This window comes from Kitasatospora papulosa, from assembly GCF_000717245.1.
GTDB lineage: Bacteria > Actinomycetota > Actinomycetes > Streptomycetales > Streptomycetaceae > Streptomyces > Streptomyces papulosus.
Map to the genome: position 1 here is coordinate 210,891 of NZ_JNYQ01000009.1, position 14,255 is coordinate 225,145.

Consider the following 14,255-nt stretch of genomic DNA (forward strand, 5'->3'; position numbering starts at 1 on the left):
CCCGTGGTTTCTCTGTCGAATGACCAATTTTGCTTTCGCAGCGTCAACTGGTGTCACCATAATACTCAACAGGGGTCGATTTCAGCGCGCTTCCTATCACAGAATGCGACTTCCGGACTAGAACAATGCCCGGACGAAACATGGCACAGCGACGACTTCGGTACGCCTAGTCCGGACTGTCCGCCAATCCTTTCCTCTCCTCTCGCACGCGCGCGGCGCGCGCGTCCCGACGGAAGAACCAGACGAGCCCATGACAGATCAGCCCACCGGCGCCGGATCACGGATGTCCGACGAATCCCGTTCCGGACGCGCGCCGAAGCCACGCAAGCGCCGCCGCGGTCTCAAGATCACCCTCGGGGTGCTCCTCGTCCTGCTCCTCGCGGGCGGCGGTGCCGCGTACTGGATGTACCAGGACCTCGACGGCAACATCAAGGGCGTCGACATCGACAAGGCGCTCGGTGAGGACCGTCCCGAGAAGCTCCCCACCACCGGCCAGAACCTGCTGGTCCTCGGCTCCGACTCGCGTGCCGGGGCGGAGAACCAGGAACTCGGCGGGGGCGGGGCCGTCAGCGGTGCGCGCTCCGACACCGCGCTGGTCGTCCACATACCCGAGGGCCGCACCGAGGCCGTCGCGGTCTCCATCCCGCGCGACACCCTGGTGACCCGGCCCGAGTGCACCAAGTCGGACGGCTCGACGATGGCGTCCGCCGAGCGCGTCATGTTCAACTCCGTGTACTCCCAGGTCGGTCCGGCCTGTGTGGTGAAGACGGTGGAGAAGATGTCCGGGGTCAGGATCGACCACTACCTGGAGATCAACTTCGCCGGGTTCAAGGACCTCGTCGACGCGATCGGCGGCGTCACCGTCAAGGTCGACGAACCGATCAAGGACAAGGCCTCCGGCCTCGACCTGACCGCGGGTACGCACAAGCTCGACGGCACCCAGTCCCTCGCCTACGTCCGCACCCGGCACGGCGTCGGGGACGGCAGCGACCTCGGCCGCATCGGGCTCCAGCAGCAGTTCCTGCTCGCGCTGCTGACCGAGATCAAGTCGCAGGACCTGCTGGGCAGTCCGACGACGACGTACAAGATCGCCAACTCCGCGACCAAGTCGCTGACGACCGACGAGGGGCTCGCCTCGCTGACCTCGCTCAGCGAGTTCGCCCGCTCGATGAACGGCGTCGACCCCTCCTCGATGGAGACGATCATGCTGCCGGTCGCCTACGACAAGCAGGACCCGAACCGCGTGGTGGCCGCGGAGCCGCAGGCCGGCACCCTCTGGAAGGCGATCCGCTCGGACGGCACCATCCCGGAGTCGGCGAAGAAGTCTCCGGCCACCGGCGGCTGACCTGGCATCCTTCAGGGATGACAGGTGACAGGACCCTGGTGGTCGTCGATGCCGCCAACGTCGTGGGCTCCGTGCCCGACGGCTGGTGGAGGGACCGGCTCGGAGCGGCCGAGCGGCTGCGTGACTCGCTGGTCCCGTACGCCGCCGACGGGCTGCCGGGGCACCCCGGCCCCGTCGAGCTCGTACTCGTCGTGGAGGGTGCCGCGCGCGGGGTCGCGTCCGTGCCCGAGGTGCGGGTGGAGGCGGCGCCGGGCAGCGGGGACGATCTGATCGCCGGGCTGGCCGCCGCGGCCCGCGGCGTACGGTCCTGCGTCGTCGTGACGGCCGACCGGGAACTGCGGCGGCGGGCCGAGGCGTGCGGGGCCCGCTGCACGGGCCCTCGCACGGTACGGCCGCTGCCGTAGTCCCACGGCGCCCGGCAGGGTCAGCGGCCTTTCGCCATACGGCTGTTGCTGCGCCCGTACACGAAGTAGATGATCACGCCGATCACCATCCAGATCCCGAACCGGAGCCAGGTCTCCGCCGGCAGGTTCAGCATCAGCCAGACCGAGGCGGCCACCGAGACGATCGGCAGCAGCGGTACCCACGGGGTGCGGAAGGCGCGGTGCAGCTCGGGGCGGGTGCGGCGCAGCACGATCACGCCGAGGGCGACCACCACGAACGCGAAGAGCGTGCCGATGTTCACCAGGGTCGCGAGTTCGTTGATGCTCGTGAAGCCCGCGACGACGGCGATGATCACGCCGAGCAGGATGGTCGGGCGGTACGGGGTCCCGAACCGCGGGTGCGTCTTGGAGAAGAACCGCGGCAGCAGTCCGTCGCGGCTCATCGCGAAGAACACCCGGGTCTGGCCGAGCAGCAGGATCATGCAGACCGTGGTGAGGCCGACCGCGGCGCCGAAGCTGATGACCCCCGCGTAGAAGGGGTGCCCGACGGCCTTGAACGCGTCGGCGAGCGGGGCGCTGACCGAGAGATCCGAGTAGTTCTCCATGCCGGTGACCACGAGGGAGACGGCGACGTAGAGCAGGGTGCAGATGACCAGCGAGGCCAGGATGCCGCGCGGCATGTCACGCTGCGGGAGCTTGGTCTCCTCGGCCGCCGTGGCCACCACGTCGAAGCCGATGAAGGCGAAGAAGACGATGGACGCGGCGGTGAAGATGCCCATGACGCCGAAGTTCGTGGGTTCGTAGCCGAAGATCAGCTGGACCAGCGGGGCGTCCAGGCCCGATCCGCCCTCCTGCTTCTCGGCCTCGGGGATGAAGGGCGAGTAGTTGGACGCCTTGACGAAGAAGAGCCCGGCGATGATCACGATGAGGACGACGGCCAGTTTGACGGCCACGACGACCGTGGTCACCCGCGCGGAGAGCTTCATCCCGAGGACCAGGATGACCGTCAGGACCAGCACCAGGGCGAACGCGAGGATGTCGAAGCCGAAGCCGCTCGCCACGTCGGGGCCGGAGAGGGCCTCGGGCATCGTCCAGCCGATGTTGTCCATCAGGGAGCGCACGTAGCCCGACCAGCCGACCGCCACGACCGCGGTGCCGAGGGCGAACTCCAGCACCAGGTCCCAGCCGATGATCCAGGCGACCAGTTCGCCCAGCGAGGCGTAGGAGAAGGTGTACGCCGATCCGGCCACCGGGACGGTGGAGGCGAACTCGGCGTAGCAGAGCGCGGCGAGCGCGCAGACGACGCCCGCCACGACGAAGGCGAGAGCGGTGGCCGGGCCCGCCGTCTCCTTGGCGACCTTGCCCGTGAGGACGAAGATGCCGGTCCCGATGATGACGCCCACACCGAAGACCGTCAGGTCCAGCGCGGAGAGGGACTTCTTGAGCGCGTGCTCCGGTTCTTCCGTGTCGCGGATGGACTGTTCGACCGTCTTGGTCCGGAACAGCCCGTCTCCGCTGGGTGGCGTGTCCTGCTGCGTGCTCACCGGCGTACCTCCACGCACTCGTCGTGTACGCCATGATTCGGACCCGGCAGCCGAGGCATGTCCGCGAACGCGTGGTATGCCCCGATTTCACGCGAATGGGCCGGTCGGACCACCCCGGGTGGGGTGGGCGACCGGCCCATGCCGTGCGTGCTGATCAGTCGCGGGCGGGCTCCACGACGCGGCTCTCGTAGCGGCCGTCGAGCTTCGCGACCAGTCCGGTGACCTGACGGGCGATGTCCGGTGCGGTCAGCCCGATCTCCACCATGACCTCACCGCGCGAGGCGTGGTCGAGGAACACCGGCGGGATGCCGAAGTCGCGCAGCGGCACGTCGACGCCGGCGTCACGCAGGGCCTGGGCGACGGCGGAGCCGACACCGCCGGCCCTGCTGTTGTCCTCGACGGTGACGACGACCCGGTGCTCGGCCGCCAGCGGGGCGAGCGCCTCGTCGACGGGCTTGACCCAGCGCGGGTCGACCACGGTCGTGGAGATGCCCTGGGCGTCCAGCAGGGCGGCGATCTCCAGGCACATCGGGGCGAGCGCGCCGACGGAGACGAGGAGCACGTCCGGCTCGTCCGTGCCCGGCGCGCGGAGCACGTCCATGCCGCCCACCGTGCCGACCGCCTTGACCGCGGGGCCGACGGCGCCCTTGGAGAAGCGGACGACGGTGGGTGCGTCGTCGACGGCCACGGCCTCGCGCAGCTGGGCGCGGACCTGGTCGGCGTCGCGCGGGGCGGCGATGCGCAGGGTCGGCACGCACTGCAGGATCGACATGTCCCACATGCCGTTGTGCGAGGCGCCGTCCGTGCCCGTGACACCGGCCCGGTCCAGGACGAAGGTCACACCGCACCTGTGCAGGGCGACGTCCATCAGGACCTGGTCGAAGGCGCGGTTCAGGAAGGTCGCGTACACCGCGAAGACGGGGTGCAGCCCGCCGGTGGCCAGGCCGGCCGCGGAGACCGCGCCGTGCTGCTCGGCGATCCCGACGTCGTAGATCCGGTCCGGGAAGGCCTCCTCGAACTTGCCGAGGCCCACGGGCTGGAGCATGGCCGCGGTGATGGCGACGATGTCCTCGCGCTCGTGGCCGAGCTTGACCATCTCCTCGCCGAAGACCGACGTCCAGTCGAGCCCCGAGGTGGAGATCGGCAGGCCGGTGTCCGGGTGGATCTTGCCGACCGCGTGAAAGCGGTCCGCCTCGTCCTGGAGGGCCGGGGTGTAGCCGCGGCCCTTCTCGGTGAGGCAGTGCACGATGACCGGGCCGCCGAAGCGCTTGGCCCGCTGGAGGGCGGACTCCAGGGCCTCGATGTCGTGGCCGTCGATGGGGCCGACGTACTTCAGGCCGAGGTCCTCGAACATGCCCTGCGGGGCGATGAAGTCCTTGAGGCCCTTCTTGGCGCCGTGCAGGGTCTCGTACAGCGGCCTGCCGACGACCGGTGTGCGCTCCAGGAGGTCCTTGCCGCGGGCGAGGAACCGCTCGTACCCGTCGGTGGTCCGCAGGGTGGCGAGGTGGTTCGCGAGGCCGCCGATGGTCGGGGCGTAGGAGCGCTCGTTGTCGTTGACGACGATGACGAGGGGGCGGTCCTTGGCGGCGGCGATGTTGTTCAGCGCCTCCCAGGCCATACCGCCGGTGAGCGCGCCGTCACCGATGACGGCGACGACGTGGTCGTCCTTCTTGAGGACCTCGTTGGCCTTGGCGAGGCCGTCGGCCCAGCCGAGCACCGTCGAGGCGTGGGAGTTCTCGATGACGTCGTGCTCGGACTCCGCGCGGGAGGGGTACCCGGAGAGTCCGCCCTTGCTCTTGAGCTTCGAGAAGTCCTGCCGGCCGGTGAGCAGCTTGTGCACGTAGCTCTGGTGGCCGGTGTCGAAGAGGACCTTGTCCTGCGGGGACTCGAAGACGCGGTGCAGGGCGATGGTCAGCTCGACCACACCCAGGTTCGGGCCGAGGTGGCCACCGGTCTTGGACACCGCCTCGACGAGGAAGGTACGGATCTCCCCGGCGAGCTGGTCCAGCTGCTCGGAGTCGAGCCGGTCCAGGTCGCGCGGTCCCCTGATGCGGGTCAGCAGATCCACCCGTGCCTCCTTGCGTGTGAGCTGGTCGAGCGAGTCGATCCGATGAGTCTAATGTTCCGCCGGCGGACCCGGTCATCGGGCGGCGCATTCAGCCGCACCGCGCCGGGCGCGCCGGACGCGCAGGTGCCCGGCACCGCGGAGGGTGCCGGGCACGTGTGCGCAGGTACGACGGTCAGGCGCGGCCGGCCGTCTTCTGCGTCTTGCGGGTGATGGAGTCGATGACGACCGTGATGAGAAGAACAGCACCGGTGATCATGTAGTTGATCGGCGTGGCGATGCCTTCCAGCGCGAGGCCGTACTGGATCGACACGATCACCATGACGCCGAGCAGGGCGTTCCAGGTGCGTCCCCGGCCTCCGAAGAGGCTGGTGCCGCCGATGACGGCCGCGGCGATGACGTTCATCAGGAGATCACCGGCACCGGAGCCCTGGTTGGCCGCCGCGATCTTGGACGCCCAGAAGAGGCCGCCGATCGCCGCGAAGGTGCCCGCGATGGAGAAGACCGAGACGCGGATCGCGGTGACGTTGATGCCGGCGCGCCGGGAAGCCTCGACGCTGCCGCCGAGCGCGAAGATCTTCCGGCCGTAGGAGGTGCGGCGCAGGACGAAGTCCGTACCGACCAGGACGATCAGGAAGAGGACCAGGGCCAGCGGGAGACCGCGGTACTGGTTGAACATGAACGCGGCGCCGAAGGCGAACACCGCGAGCGCGACGGTGCGGACCACGATGTCGACGAGCGGCCGCGCGGGGATGCCCGCGGCCTCGCGGCGGCGGGTGTCCAGGAAGGCGGAGAGGAAGTAGGCGACCACCGCGACGGCGGCGAGGCCGTAGGCGGCGGCGACGTCCGAGAAGTAGTACGTGGTCAGGTTGCCGACGACGCCGTCGCTGTCCAGGTTGATCGTGCCGGTGTCACCGAGCAGCTGGAGCATGAAGCCCAGCCAGAACAGCAGCCCGGCGAGGGTCACCGCGAAGGCGGGGGCGCCTATCCGTGCGAAGAAGAAGCCGTGGATGGCTCCGATGACCGCGCCGCTGAGGACGGCGACGAGTATGGCGAGCCACTCGTTCATGCCGTGGGTGACGCTGAGCACGGCGACGACCGCGCCCGAGACGCCGCTGACCGAACCGACCGAGAGGTCGATCTCGCCGAGCAGCAGCACGAAGATGATGCCGACCGCCATCATGCCGGTCGCCACCATGGTCACGGCGATGTCGCTGACGTTCTTCGCCGAGAGGAACTCGGAGTTCAGGCTCTGGAAGACGACGCAGATGATGATCAGGCCGATGATCACGGGGATCGAGCCGAGGTCACCGCCGCGCATCTTGCGCTTGAACTCGGTGATGTAGCCGCCGAGGCCCTGCTCGCGCACGAGGAGCCGGGGGTCGACCACGGTGTCGGCGCCCTTGGCCGCCTCCGGGTTGACCACTGCGGTGGACGTCTTGTCGGTTGTCACTTCTGGGCCTCCGCGTTGCGCGCCGCACGACGGGTCACGGCGTTCTCCGTGGCACCCGTGATGGCGGAGATGATCTCTTCCTGCGAGGTGGTCTTCACGTCGAAGACCCCGTTGTTCCGGCCCAGCCGGAGCACGGCGACCTTGTCGGCGACGGCCTTCACGTCGGCCATGTTGTGGCTGATGAGGATGACCGCGTGGCCTCGCTCGCGCAGCCGCTCGACGAGGTCGAGGACCTGCGCGGTCTGCTCGACGCCGAGGGCGGCGGTGGGCTCGTCGAGGATGACGAGCTTGGGCTCGCCCAGCATAGAGCGGGCGATGGCGACCGTCTGGCGCTGACCGCCGGAGAGTGACGCGATCGGGATGCGGACACTGGGGATGCGGATCGACAGCGTGCTGAGGAGCTCGCGCGAACGCCGCTCCATCTCGACCTCGTCGAGGATTCCGAACTTGCGGAGCTCCCGTCCGAGGTAGAGGTTGCCGACGACGTCGATGTTGTCGCAGAGCGCGAGGTCCTGGTAGACGGTCGCGATCCCCAGGTTCTGGGCGTCGTGCGGCTTGTTGATCTGGACGGCCCGGCCGTCCCACTCGATGACACCGTCATCGATGGGGTGCACTCCGGCGATCGTCTTGACCAGCGTTGATTTACCGGCTCCGTTGTCACCCACCAGGGCGACCACCTCACCGGCGTGGACCTCAAGCTCTACGTCGGTGAGCGCCTGGACGGCACCGAATCGCTTGGAGACCCCTCGCAACGCCAACACGGGCGTAGCGGACACGTGAACCATCTCCTTCGCCGCCTGACCCGGCGGGGATGCCGCGCCTGGGGGAAGGCGCGGTGGTCGAGCAGAAGAATTGTGGAAGATCCGAGGCGTTCCGTCCGGCGCCCCGCCCGGTAGCGGGACAGTTGGTGGGCGGGGCGCCGGACAGGCTTCGGGGCCGCCCGACGGGGCCGTGGAGGGCCTGCCGGGCGGTTCGGGGCCTACTTCAGGCCCGCGGCGTCGCAGGCGGCCTTGTACTTGGCCGAGCAGATCTCGTCGAGCGTCCAGATGCCGTCCTTGAGGACGGTCTCCTTGATGTTGTCCTTGGTCAGCGAGACGACCGGGACGAGGACGGTGGCGATGCCCTTCGTGCCGGCGTTGTCGACCTTGGACGTGGCGATGCTGTCGAGCTTCTCGCCCTTGGCGAGCGCGACGGCCATCTCCGCGGCGACGATGCCCTCCTGCGGGTAGGGCTTGTAGACGCTCATGAACTGCTCACCGGTGACGATGCGCTGCACACCCGCGAGTTCGGCGTCCTGGCCGGTGACCGGCGGGAGCTTGGAGAGCCCGGCGGACTTGAGGGCCTGGATGATGCCGCCGGCCATGCCGTCGTTGGCGGAGTAGACGCCGGCGATCTTGTCCTTGCCCAGAGCGGTGATCGCGCCCTCCATGTTGGAGTTGGCGTTCTCCGGCTTCCACTCCTTGGTGTCGTACTCCTTGCCGTAGGTCACCTTGCCGTCGAGGACCGACTTGGCGCCCTTCTTGAAGAGCGCGGCGTTCGGGTCGGTGATCGAGCCGTTCATCATCACGACGGTGGGCTTGGCGGCGTCGCCCAGGGCCTCCAGCAGGGCCTTGCCCTGCACGCGGCCGACCTCTTCGTTGTCGAAGGAGGTGTAGGCGTCGATCGGGCCCTCGGCGAGGCGGTCGAAGGCGACGACGGGGATGCCCGCGTCCTTGGCCTTCTTCACGCTGTTCTCGATGGCCTTGGCGTCCACCGCGTCGATGATGAGCGCGTCGACCTTGCCCGTGATCATGGTGTCGACCTGCTGCGCCTGCAGCGTGGCGTCCTGCCTGGCGTTGGCGTAGACGACCTCCGCCTTGCCGCCGGTGAGCTCGCCGACCTTCTTCTCGATGATCGGCTTGTCGAACTTCTCGTAACGGGCCGTGACGTTCTCGGGAAGAAGCAGGCCGATCTTGAGGTCGTCGCCCTTCTTCGCCGAGTCGGAGCTGGTCTTGTCGCCCGACTCCTTGGCGCTTCCGCACGCCGCGAGCGAGACGGCCATGGTGGTGGCGGCAACGGCAACGGCGGCACGACGCATACGCGTGTTCATTTCGAACCTCCCTGACGAGGCCGCGACGTTGCGGCCGAGGTGGCTGGAAGTCAACTCGGCCCCAGGGGCGACGTCAAGGAGTAAATTCTTAACGAGATGACAACGGTGCCATTCGTTATCTAAGTGAAGGCAGGAGTCGCCGCGGGAAGGGTGCTCTCCAAAAGGGTCGAATCCCCCATCTCGCTGAGCACGAGGGCCAGCGCCCCCAGCACCTCGGCCCGCCCGCCGAGGGCCCCGGGGAGCACCGAGAGCTGCCGCGCGGCACTGGGGATGGCGTAGCGCGAGACCGAGTCCCGGATGGGCGCCAGCACCAACTCACCCGCCTCCGCGAGGGATCCGCCGAGCACGACCCGGCTGGGATTGAGCAGGTTGCACAGGTTCGCCACGCCGCTTCCGATGTGCCGGCCGACGTCCCCGATGACCCTGCGGCACCCCGGATCGCCCTCCCGGGCCAGCTGGACCATCCGTTCCATGGTGAGGTCGGAGCCGTGGCTGGGCTTCAGGAGCGGCAGGACGTACCGGGCGGCGGTGAAGGTCTCCAGGCAGCCGCGGTTCCCGCAGCGGCAGACCGGGCCCGATTCGTCGAGGGTGATGTGGCCGATCTCGCCGGCCGTGCCCCCGGGGCCCCGGTAGATGTGCCCGTCGATCACCAGACCGGCGCCGACACCGCTGGCGACCTTGATGTACGCGAGATCCTTGACGCCCCTCCCGCTGCCCCAGACGAGCTCGCCGAGCGCCCCGAGGTTGGCGTCGTTGTCCACGTACACGGGCACCCCGAGGCGTCCGGCGAGCTCCTGGCTGGGGTTGATGCCCGTCCAGCCCGGCAGGATCGAGGTGGATCCCAGCGTGCCCGACTCGACGTCGATGGGGCCCGGTACGCCGAGGCCGACGCCGATGACCTTCTCGGGGCTGATGCCGGTGGTCTCGATCAGACGGTTGACCAGCTGTTCCGCCCGCCCGAAGCCCTCGGCCGACGAGGCGTCCACGTCGAGCGGCTCGGATTCCTCGGCCAGCACCTGGTGGGCCAGGTTCCCGATGGCCACCCGAAGGTGCGTATGACCGAAATCGACCCCTATGACGATGCCCGCGTCCCCGCTGAGGGAGACACTCCGGGCCCTGCGCCCGCCGGCCGAGGTGGGGGTCACCTCGACCGTGCCGCCGTCCTTGAGTTCACGCACGATGTTGGAGACGGTGGCCGCGGAAAGGCCCGTGCTTCTGGCGATCTCGGCCTGGGTCAGCGACCCCGCCATCCGTACGGCACGTACGACCCGCTCAAGGTTGGCCCGATGCAGAGACGTCTGCGACCCCGGAGTCTCCATCGACTCACTCACTCCTGCCATATTCTCCAACATGTGAACCCTAAGCTGAGCGTTTTGGGGTGCCCCCCGTCAAGACCTTGAGCAGCCGGAGCCTCCGATGAGCACGACACTCCGCTTCTCGGCCGGAACTCGGCCGAAGCCCTGACCTCCGCCTGAAACTCTCGAACGAAGACCCGCGTATCCGGCGGCGGAGGCCCACGGCCGTCGGCCACCAAGTCCTCAAGGGTCGAGAACCAGCCATTCGTCACGCCCCGACAAGCACGGGCCCCACACACCCGGAGCGCGACGACGGCGCCACGGACCACTGCTCACCTGCGCCTCCTCACGTCAATCGATTTTTTCGAGACATGGTCGAGACGTTCGAGAATTTTTACCTCCCCATGAGGCCTTCTTGACAACTAAGTTGACCGGGCACACCTGAGCTCGTGCAGAGCTCGGCGTGCGGCGACGTACGAGCGGGGGCGAGCGTCAACGGGGAGGTGTCATCCGGGGCCGGAAACGGCCGTCCGTGCATTGCGCACTCCTCCACACCCCTGCCTCGGCCGCCTGCAAGGTCCCTCCCGGCGTGACCGAAGGAGCCCCCGTGGCCGACGAGATGGTGCGCAAGGCGCAACAGTTCATCAATGGTGTGTATGGAGGAAAGCTGGGCATCGACCGTCTGCCGGAGACCGGGGAGACGGGCTGGTCGACCATGTTCGCCCTGACCCGGGCCCTTCAGTACGAGCTGGGCATCACCAGCCTGTCCGACGCGTTCGGTCCCACCACGTTGAACACCCTCACGTCCAAGTACCCGGTGCTCAACGGGGCCACGGTGCCCTCGGAGAACTTCACCAAGATCATTCAGTCGGGCCTGTACTGCAAGGGCTACGACGGCGGTGACATCGACGGCACCTACAACTCGCGCGTGGCCTCGTCCATGGCTCTTCTGAAGCAGAACATGGGTGTCGACTTCGTCTACCCCGGCGGCAACCTGGTTCCGAAGGTCTTCAAGGGCCTCCTCAACATGGACGCCTACGTCACCTCCAACGGCGGCACGGAGACCGTGCGGGCGGTGCAGCGCTGGCTCAACGGCTCGTACGTGTCCCGCCGGGACTTCTACATCATCCCGGCCGACGGCAACCACTCGCGCGACGTCGCCAAGTCGATGCTCTTCGCGGTGCAGTACGAACTCGGCATGGCCGACGGCACGGCCAACGGGGTCTTCGGTCCCGGCACCCAGAGCGGGCTCAAGAGCCACACCGTGTCCACCGGCGATTCCGGCCCCTGGGTCCAGCTCTTCTCGGCCGGCATGGTGCTCAACCAGCGTCCCGGGGTGTCCTTCTCCGGCACCTTCACCAGTTCCCTGGCCTCGGCCGTCTCCACCTTCCAGTCGTTCGTGAAGCTGCCCGTCACGGGCACGGGCAACTACTCGACGTGGGCGTCGCTCCTGGTGTCCTACGGCGACCAGTCCCGCAACGGTGAGGCCTGCGACGGGGTCACGAAGATCACCGCCGCGCGTGCCGCCACCCTGAAGGCCCAGGGCATCACCTATATAGGCCGCTACCTGACGAACCCGATCCCGGACGACCCGGACCTCCCGGAGAAGGAGATCCAGCCCGGCGAGCTGGCGACCATCGCCGAGAACGGGCTGCGCTGTTTCCCGATCTACCAGACGTTCGGGCGCGCGGCGGCGAACTTCAGCTACCCGCAGGGGCGAGCGGCGGGACAGGCGGCGATCAACGCGGCGCTGGACCACGGATTCAAGCCGGGCAGCCGGATCTTCTTCGCCGTCGACTTCGACGCCCTGGACGAGGACGTCTCCCGCAACGTCCTGCCGCACTTCAAGGGCATCCAGGACGCCATCGCCGACGACGGCAACCGCTTCGGCATCGGTGTGTACGGCCCGCGCAACGTCTGCACCCGCGTCGGCGAGGCGGGCCACGCCACGGCGTCGTTCGTCTCGGACATGTCGTCGGGCTTCTCCGGCAACTTCGGCTACCCGCTGCCGACGAACTGGGCCTACGACCAGATCGTCACCCGCACCGTGGGCAGCGGCGCCGGCTCGATCAACATCGACATCAACATCGCCTCGGGCCGGGACACCGGCCAGGGTTCGTTCAACGCCCCCCGGGGACAGCTGCCCGACACCTCGCTGGACTCCGACCTCATCACGGCCATGCGGACCGACGTCGGCAAGTACATGGAGTCCATCGGCTTCCCCAACGACGGCGGCCTGCGGTCCCACACCCACGAGGAGTGCTTCCGCAGGGTGGTCCTGGAGTACGACAGCGTCACCACCCTTCTCGCCTACCGCTACAACATGCGCAAGGCGCTGATCCAGACGACGGCGTACTGGGAGATGCGGCACATCGACCCCATCGACCTGTCGGTCGACGCGGAGGTCGCACTCGAGTTCCTGACGACCAGGAGCTTCCGGGACAGCTCCACCGGCATCGGGCAGATCTTCGGGAAGACCGCGGTCCTGGCATGGAACCACGCCGTCCGGAAGGGCTACGCGGAAGGCTCCATCCGCGATGTCACCGATGACGAGGACAAGTACAACATCTGGGCCGACTGCCGCCACGACGACCAGTTCTCCATGTCGACCGTGCCGCTGATCCACCTGTGGAACGCCGACGGGGCGCCGGGGGCGGACGAGGAGGAGACCCCGCTGCGCTCGATGCGCCTGAACTACACGGAGTCGGAGACCTTCCAGATCCTCCGGCGCTACCAGGGCACCAACGCCGAGGCCATCGAGCACGCCAGACAGCGGATGGCGCTCTACCAGATCATGGAGAAGTACAACTCCATCTCCCGGCACAACTGACGAGGTCCGTCCGATGCTGGTGACTGACTCCTCCGACGACCTCTACCTCGGCCTCGTGTTCCTGCTGACGCCGCTGGGCATCGGTCTCACACTCTGGATGACCGTCCGCGGTCTGCGGCTGCTGCTCGCACGACGTGGCGGGCGCGACGCGCAGACCCGGGTACGGGCCGCCGCGGCACTCGCGTGGGCCTGCGCGTTCGGCTTCTACACCTGGGGACTGCTCCATTTCGCGGCCCTGGACGAGAGCCGTCGGCCCCAGGCCTGTGAGGAGCGGCTGGGGGCCGAGCGGGCCCGGTCCGTCGAGGGATACGAATACGCCTTCCTCCCCGTGGAGTTCAGGTGCGTCACCACCGGCGGTGCGACGTACGACGCCGCCGTACCCGGATATGTGAACCCCGCGGCGGGGCTCTTCGGCGTGACCGCCGCCGCACTGACCTACGCCGCCCGCCCGAAGAACTGGCTCGAGGAGACGAAGAAGTGACCGTGAACATATCCCGACGCACCGCGCTCAGGCGTGCGGCGTTCGTGGCGGCTGCCGCCGCCGTCGGCTCGCAGGTACTGGCCGCACCCGCCCGCGCCGCCGACCGTGCCCCCGACCCGGAGACGCTGCGCAAGGAGATCGCGGCGGCGCAGGAACGCAACAAGCGGGTGCTGAGCGGGGTCCCGTCGAAGAACGGCTGGGAGATGGAGAAACTCGCCGACGACCGGGGCAGCGTGTACACCAGACCCGTCCCGGGCACGCCTCTCGAAGGCGTACGGATGCGCATGGGGGACGTCGAGACGGTCCTCGTCCACGTGATCACCCGGTTCCACTACGAGATCGACGCCCTGCGCGCCGGGGACGTGGACGGCTGGCGGGCACCGGGTTCCGTGCGCAAGGGGCTCGCCGAGTCCAATCTCGCCTCCGGTACGGCGGTGCGGATCCGGCCCGGCTCCTACCCTTCGGGGGCCCGTGGGGGGTTCTTCCCTCTTCAGGAGCTCGTGATCCGCGACATTCTCGCCGAGTGCGAGGGTGTGGTGCGCTGGGGCGGCGACGACCGCAAGCCGGACGAGTCGCTGTTCTCCATCGACGTGCCGCCGGGTGACGAGCGCCTGAAGAAGGCCGCGGCGAGGATCCGCGGCTGGAACCACACTCCGGGGCTCGGTGCCGGGTCCCAGGTGGACCCGGCGCAGTCGCAGCGGCGCAAGGCCGCCGAGCGTCTGGCGGCACGCCAGGCCTGAGCCTGGGCCGCCGGACCGAGGAAGGCCGTG

The 14,255-nt window shown here is 68.6% G+C and carries 11 protein-coding genes; 5 read left to right on the forward strand and 6 right to left on the reverse strand.

Annotated elements, in window-relative coordinates; genetic code table 11:
* Positions 1-283 precede the first annotated feature (283 nt).
* On the forward strand, positions 284-1,345 hold the full coding sequence (locus IA22_RS0123390; RefSeq protein ID WP_078468433.1) for an LCP family protein: 1,062 nt from the start codon (positions 284-286) through the stop codon (positions 1,343-1,345).
* A gap of 17 nt (positions 1,346-1,362) precedes the next feature.
* Positions 1,363-1,749 (forward strand): PIN domain-containing protein, encoded by a 387-nt coding sequence (locus IA22_RS0123395; protein WP_030124740.1) that lies wholly within the window; start codon positions 1,363-1,365, stop codon positions 1,747-1,749.
* A 20-nt stretch (positions 1,750-1,769) separates the two neighbouring features.
* Here IA22_RS0123395 and IA22_RS0123400 read toward each other — a convergent pair whose 3' ends face one another.
* The 6 genes from IA22_RS0123400 to IA22_RS0123425 all read right to left on the reverse strand — a co-directional run bounded on the left by IA22_RS0123400 (position 1,770) and on the right by IA22_RS0123425 (position 10,198).
* Positions 1,770-3,272 carry an amino acid permease gene (locus IA22_RS0123400; RefSeq protein WP_015579243.1) on the reverse strand — a complete coding sequence of 501 codons (1,503 nt, stop codon included), beginning with the start codon at positions 3,270-3,272 and terminating at the stop codon, positions 1,770-1,772.
* A gap of 154 nt (positions 3,273-3,426) precedes the next feature.
* On the reverse strand, positions 3,427-5,340 hold the full coding sequence (dxs, locus tag IA22_RS0123405) for a 1-deoxy-D-xylulose-5-phosphate synthase (RefSeq protein WP_015579242.1): 1,914 nt from the start codon (positions 5,338-5,340) through the stop codon (positions 3,427-3,429).
* 172 nt (positions 5,341-5,512) lie between these two features.
* Complete coding sequence (locus IA22_RS0123410) at positions 5,513-6,790, reverse strand: sugar ABC transporter permease (RefSeq protein ID WP_014153350.1); 1,278 nt, start codon at positions 6,788-6,790, stop codon at positions 5,513-5,515.
* Entirely contained in the window at positions 6,787-7,575 is a 789-nt protein-coding gene (locus IA22_RS0123415) for an ATP-binding cassette domain-containing protein (RefSeq protein ID WP_014153351.1), read from the reverse strand. Before IA22_RS0123415 ends, IA22_RS0123410 begins: the two co-directional genes overlap by 4 nt.
* Before the next feature lie 194 nt (positions 7,576-7,769).
* Positions 7,770-8,879: a sugar ABC transporter substrate-binding protein gene (locus IA22_RS0123420; protein WP_030124741.1), complete on the reverse strand. Its 1,110-nt coding sequence runs from the start codon at positions 8,877-8,879 to the stop codon at positions 7,770-7,772.
* Between the two features lie 119 nt (positions 8,880-8,998).
* Positions 8,999-10,198 carry an ROK family transcriptional regulator gene (locus IA22_RS0123425; RefSeq protein ID WP_030124742.1) on the reverse strand — a complete coding sequence of 400 codons (1,200 nt, stop codon included), beginning with the start codon at positions 10,196-10,198 and terminating at the stop codon, positions 8,999-9,001.
* A 583-nt stretch (positions 10,199-10,781) separates the two neighbouring features.
* Here IA22_RS0123425 and IA22_RS0123430 point away from each other — a divergent pair.
* Genes IA22_RS0123430 through IA22_RS0123440 form a run of 3 tightly spaced genes read left to right on the forward strand, consistent with a single transcriptional unit; the run spans position 10,782 to position 14,225 of the window.
* Positions 10,782-13,004, forward strand: a complete 2,223-nt coding sequence (locus IA22_RS0123430; RefSeq protein WP_030124743.1) for a glycoside hydrolase domain-containing protein — start codon at positions 10,782-10,784, stop codon at positions 13,002-13,004.
* A 13-nt stretch (positions 13,005-13,017) separates the two neighbouring features.
* Complete coding sequence (locus IA22_RS0123435) at positions 13,018-13,485, forward strand: hypothetical protein (protein ID WP_030124744.1); 468 nt, start codon at positions 13,018-13,020, stop codon at positions 13,483-13,485.
* Positions 13,482-14,225 (forward strand): hypothetical protein, encoded by a 744-nt coding sequence (locus tag IA22_RS0123440; protein ID WP_030124745.1) that lies wholly within the window; start codon positions 13,482-13,484, stop codon positions 14,223-14,225. Before IA22_RS0123435 ends, IA22_RS0123440 begins: the two co-directional genes overlap by 4 nt.
* Positions 14,226-14,255: the final 30 nt, after the last annotated feature.

Bases quoted from the DNA above. Each gene is read 5' to 3' on its own strand.
- IA22_RS0123415 (WP_014153351.1), bottom strand. From the start codon at position 7,575: ATGGTTCACGTGTCCGCTACGCCCGTGTTGGCGTTGCGAGGGGTCTCC.
- IA22_RS0123390 (WP_078468433.1), top strand. From the start codon at position 284: ATGTCCGACGAATCCCGTTCCGGACGCGCGCCGAAGCCACGCAAGCGC.
- IA22_RS0123425 (WP_030124742.1), bottom strand. From the start codon at position 10,198: ATGGAGACTCCGGGGTCGCAGACGTCTCTGCATCGGGCCAACCTTGAG.
- IA22_RS0123435 (WP_030124744.1), top strand. From the start codon at position 13,018: ATGCTGGTGACTGACTCCTCCGACGACCTCTACCTCGGCCTCGTGTTC.
- IA22_RS0123395 (WP_030124740.1), top strand. From the start codon at position 1,363: ATGACAGGTGACAGGACCCTGGTGGTCGTCGATGCCGCCAACGTCGTG.
- IA22_RS0123420 (WP_030124741.1), bottom strand. From the start codon at position 8,879: ATGAACACGCGTATGCGTCGTGCCGCCGTTGCCGTTGCCGCCACCACC.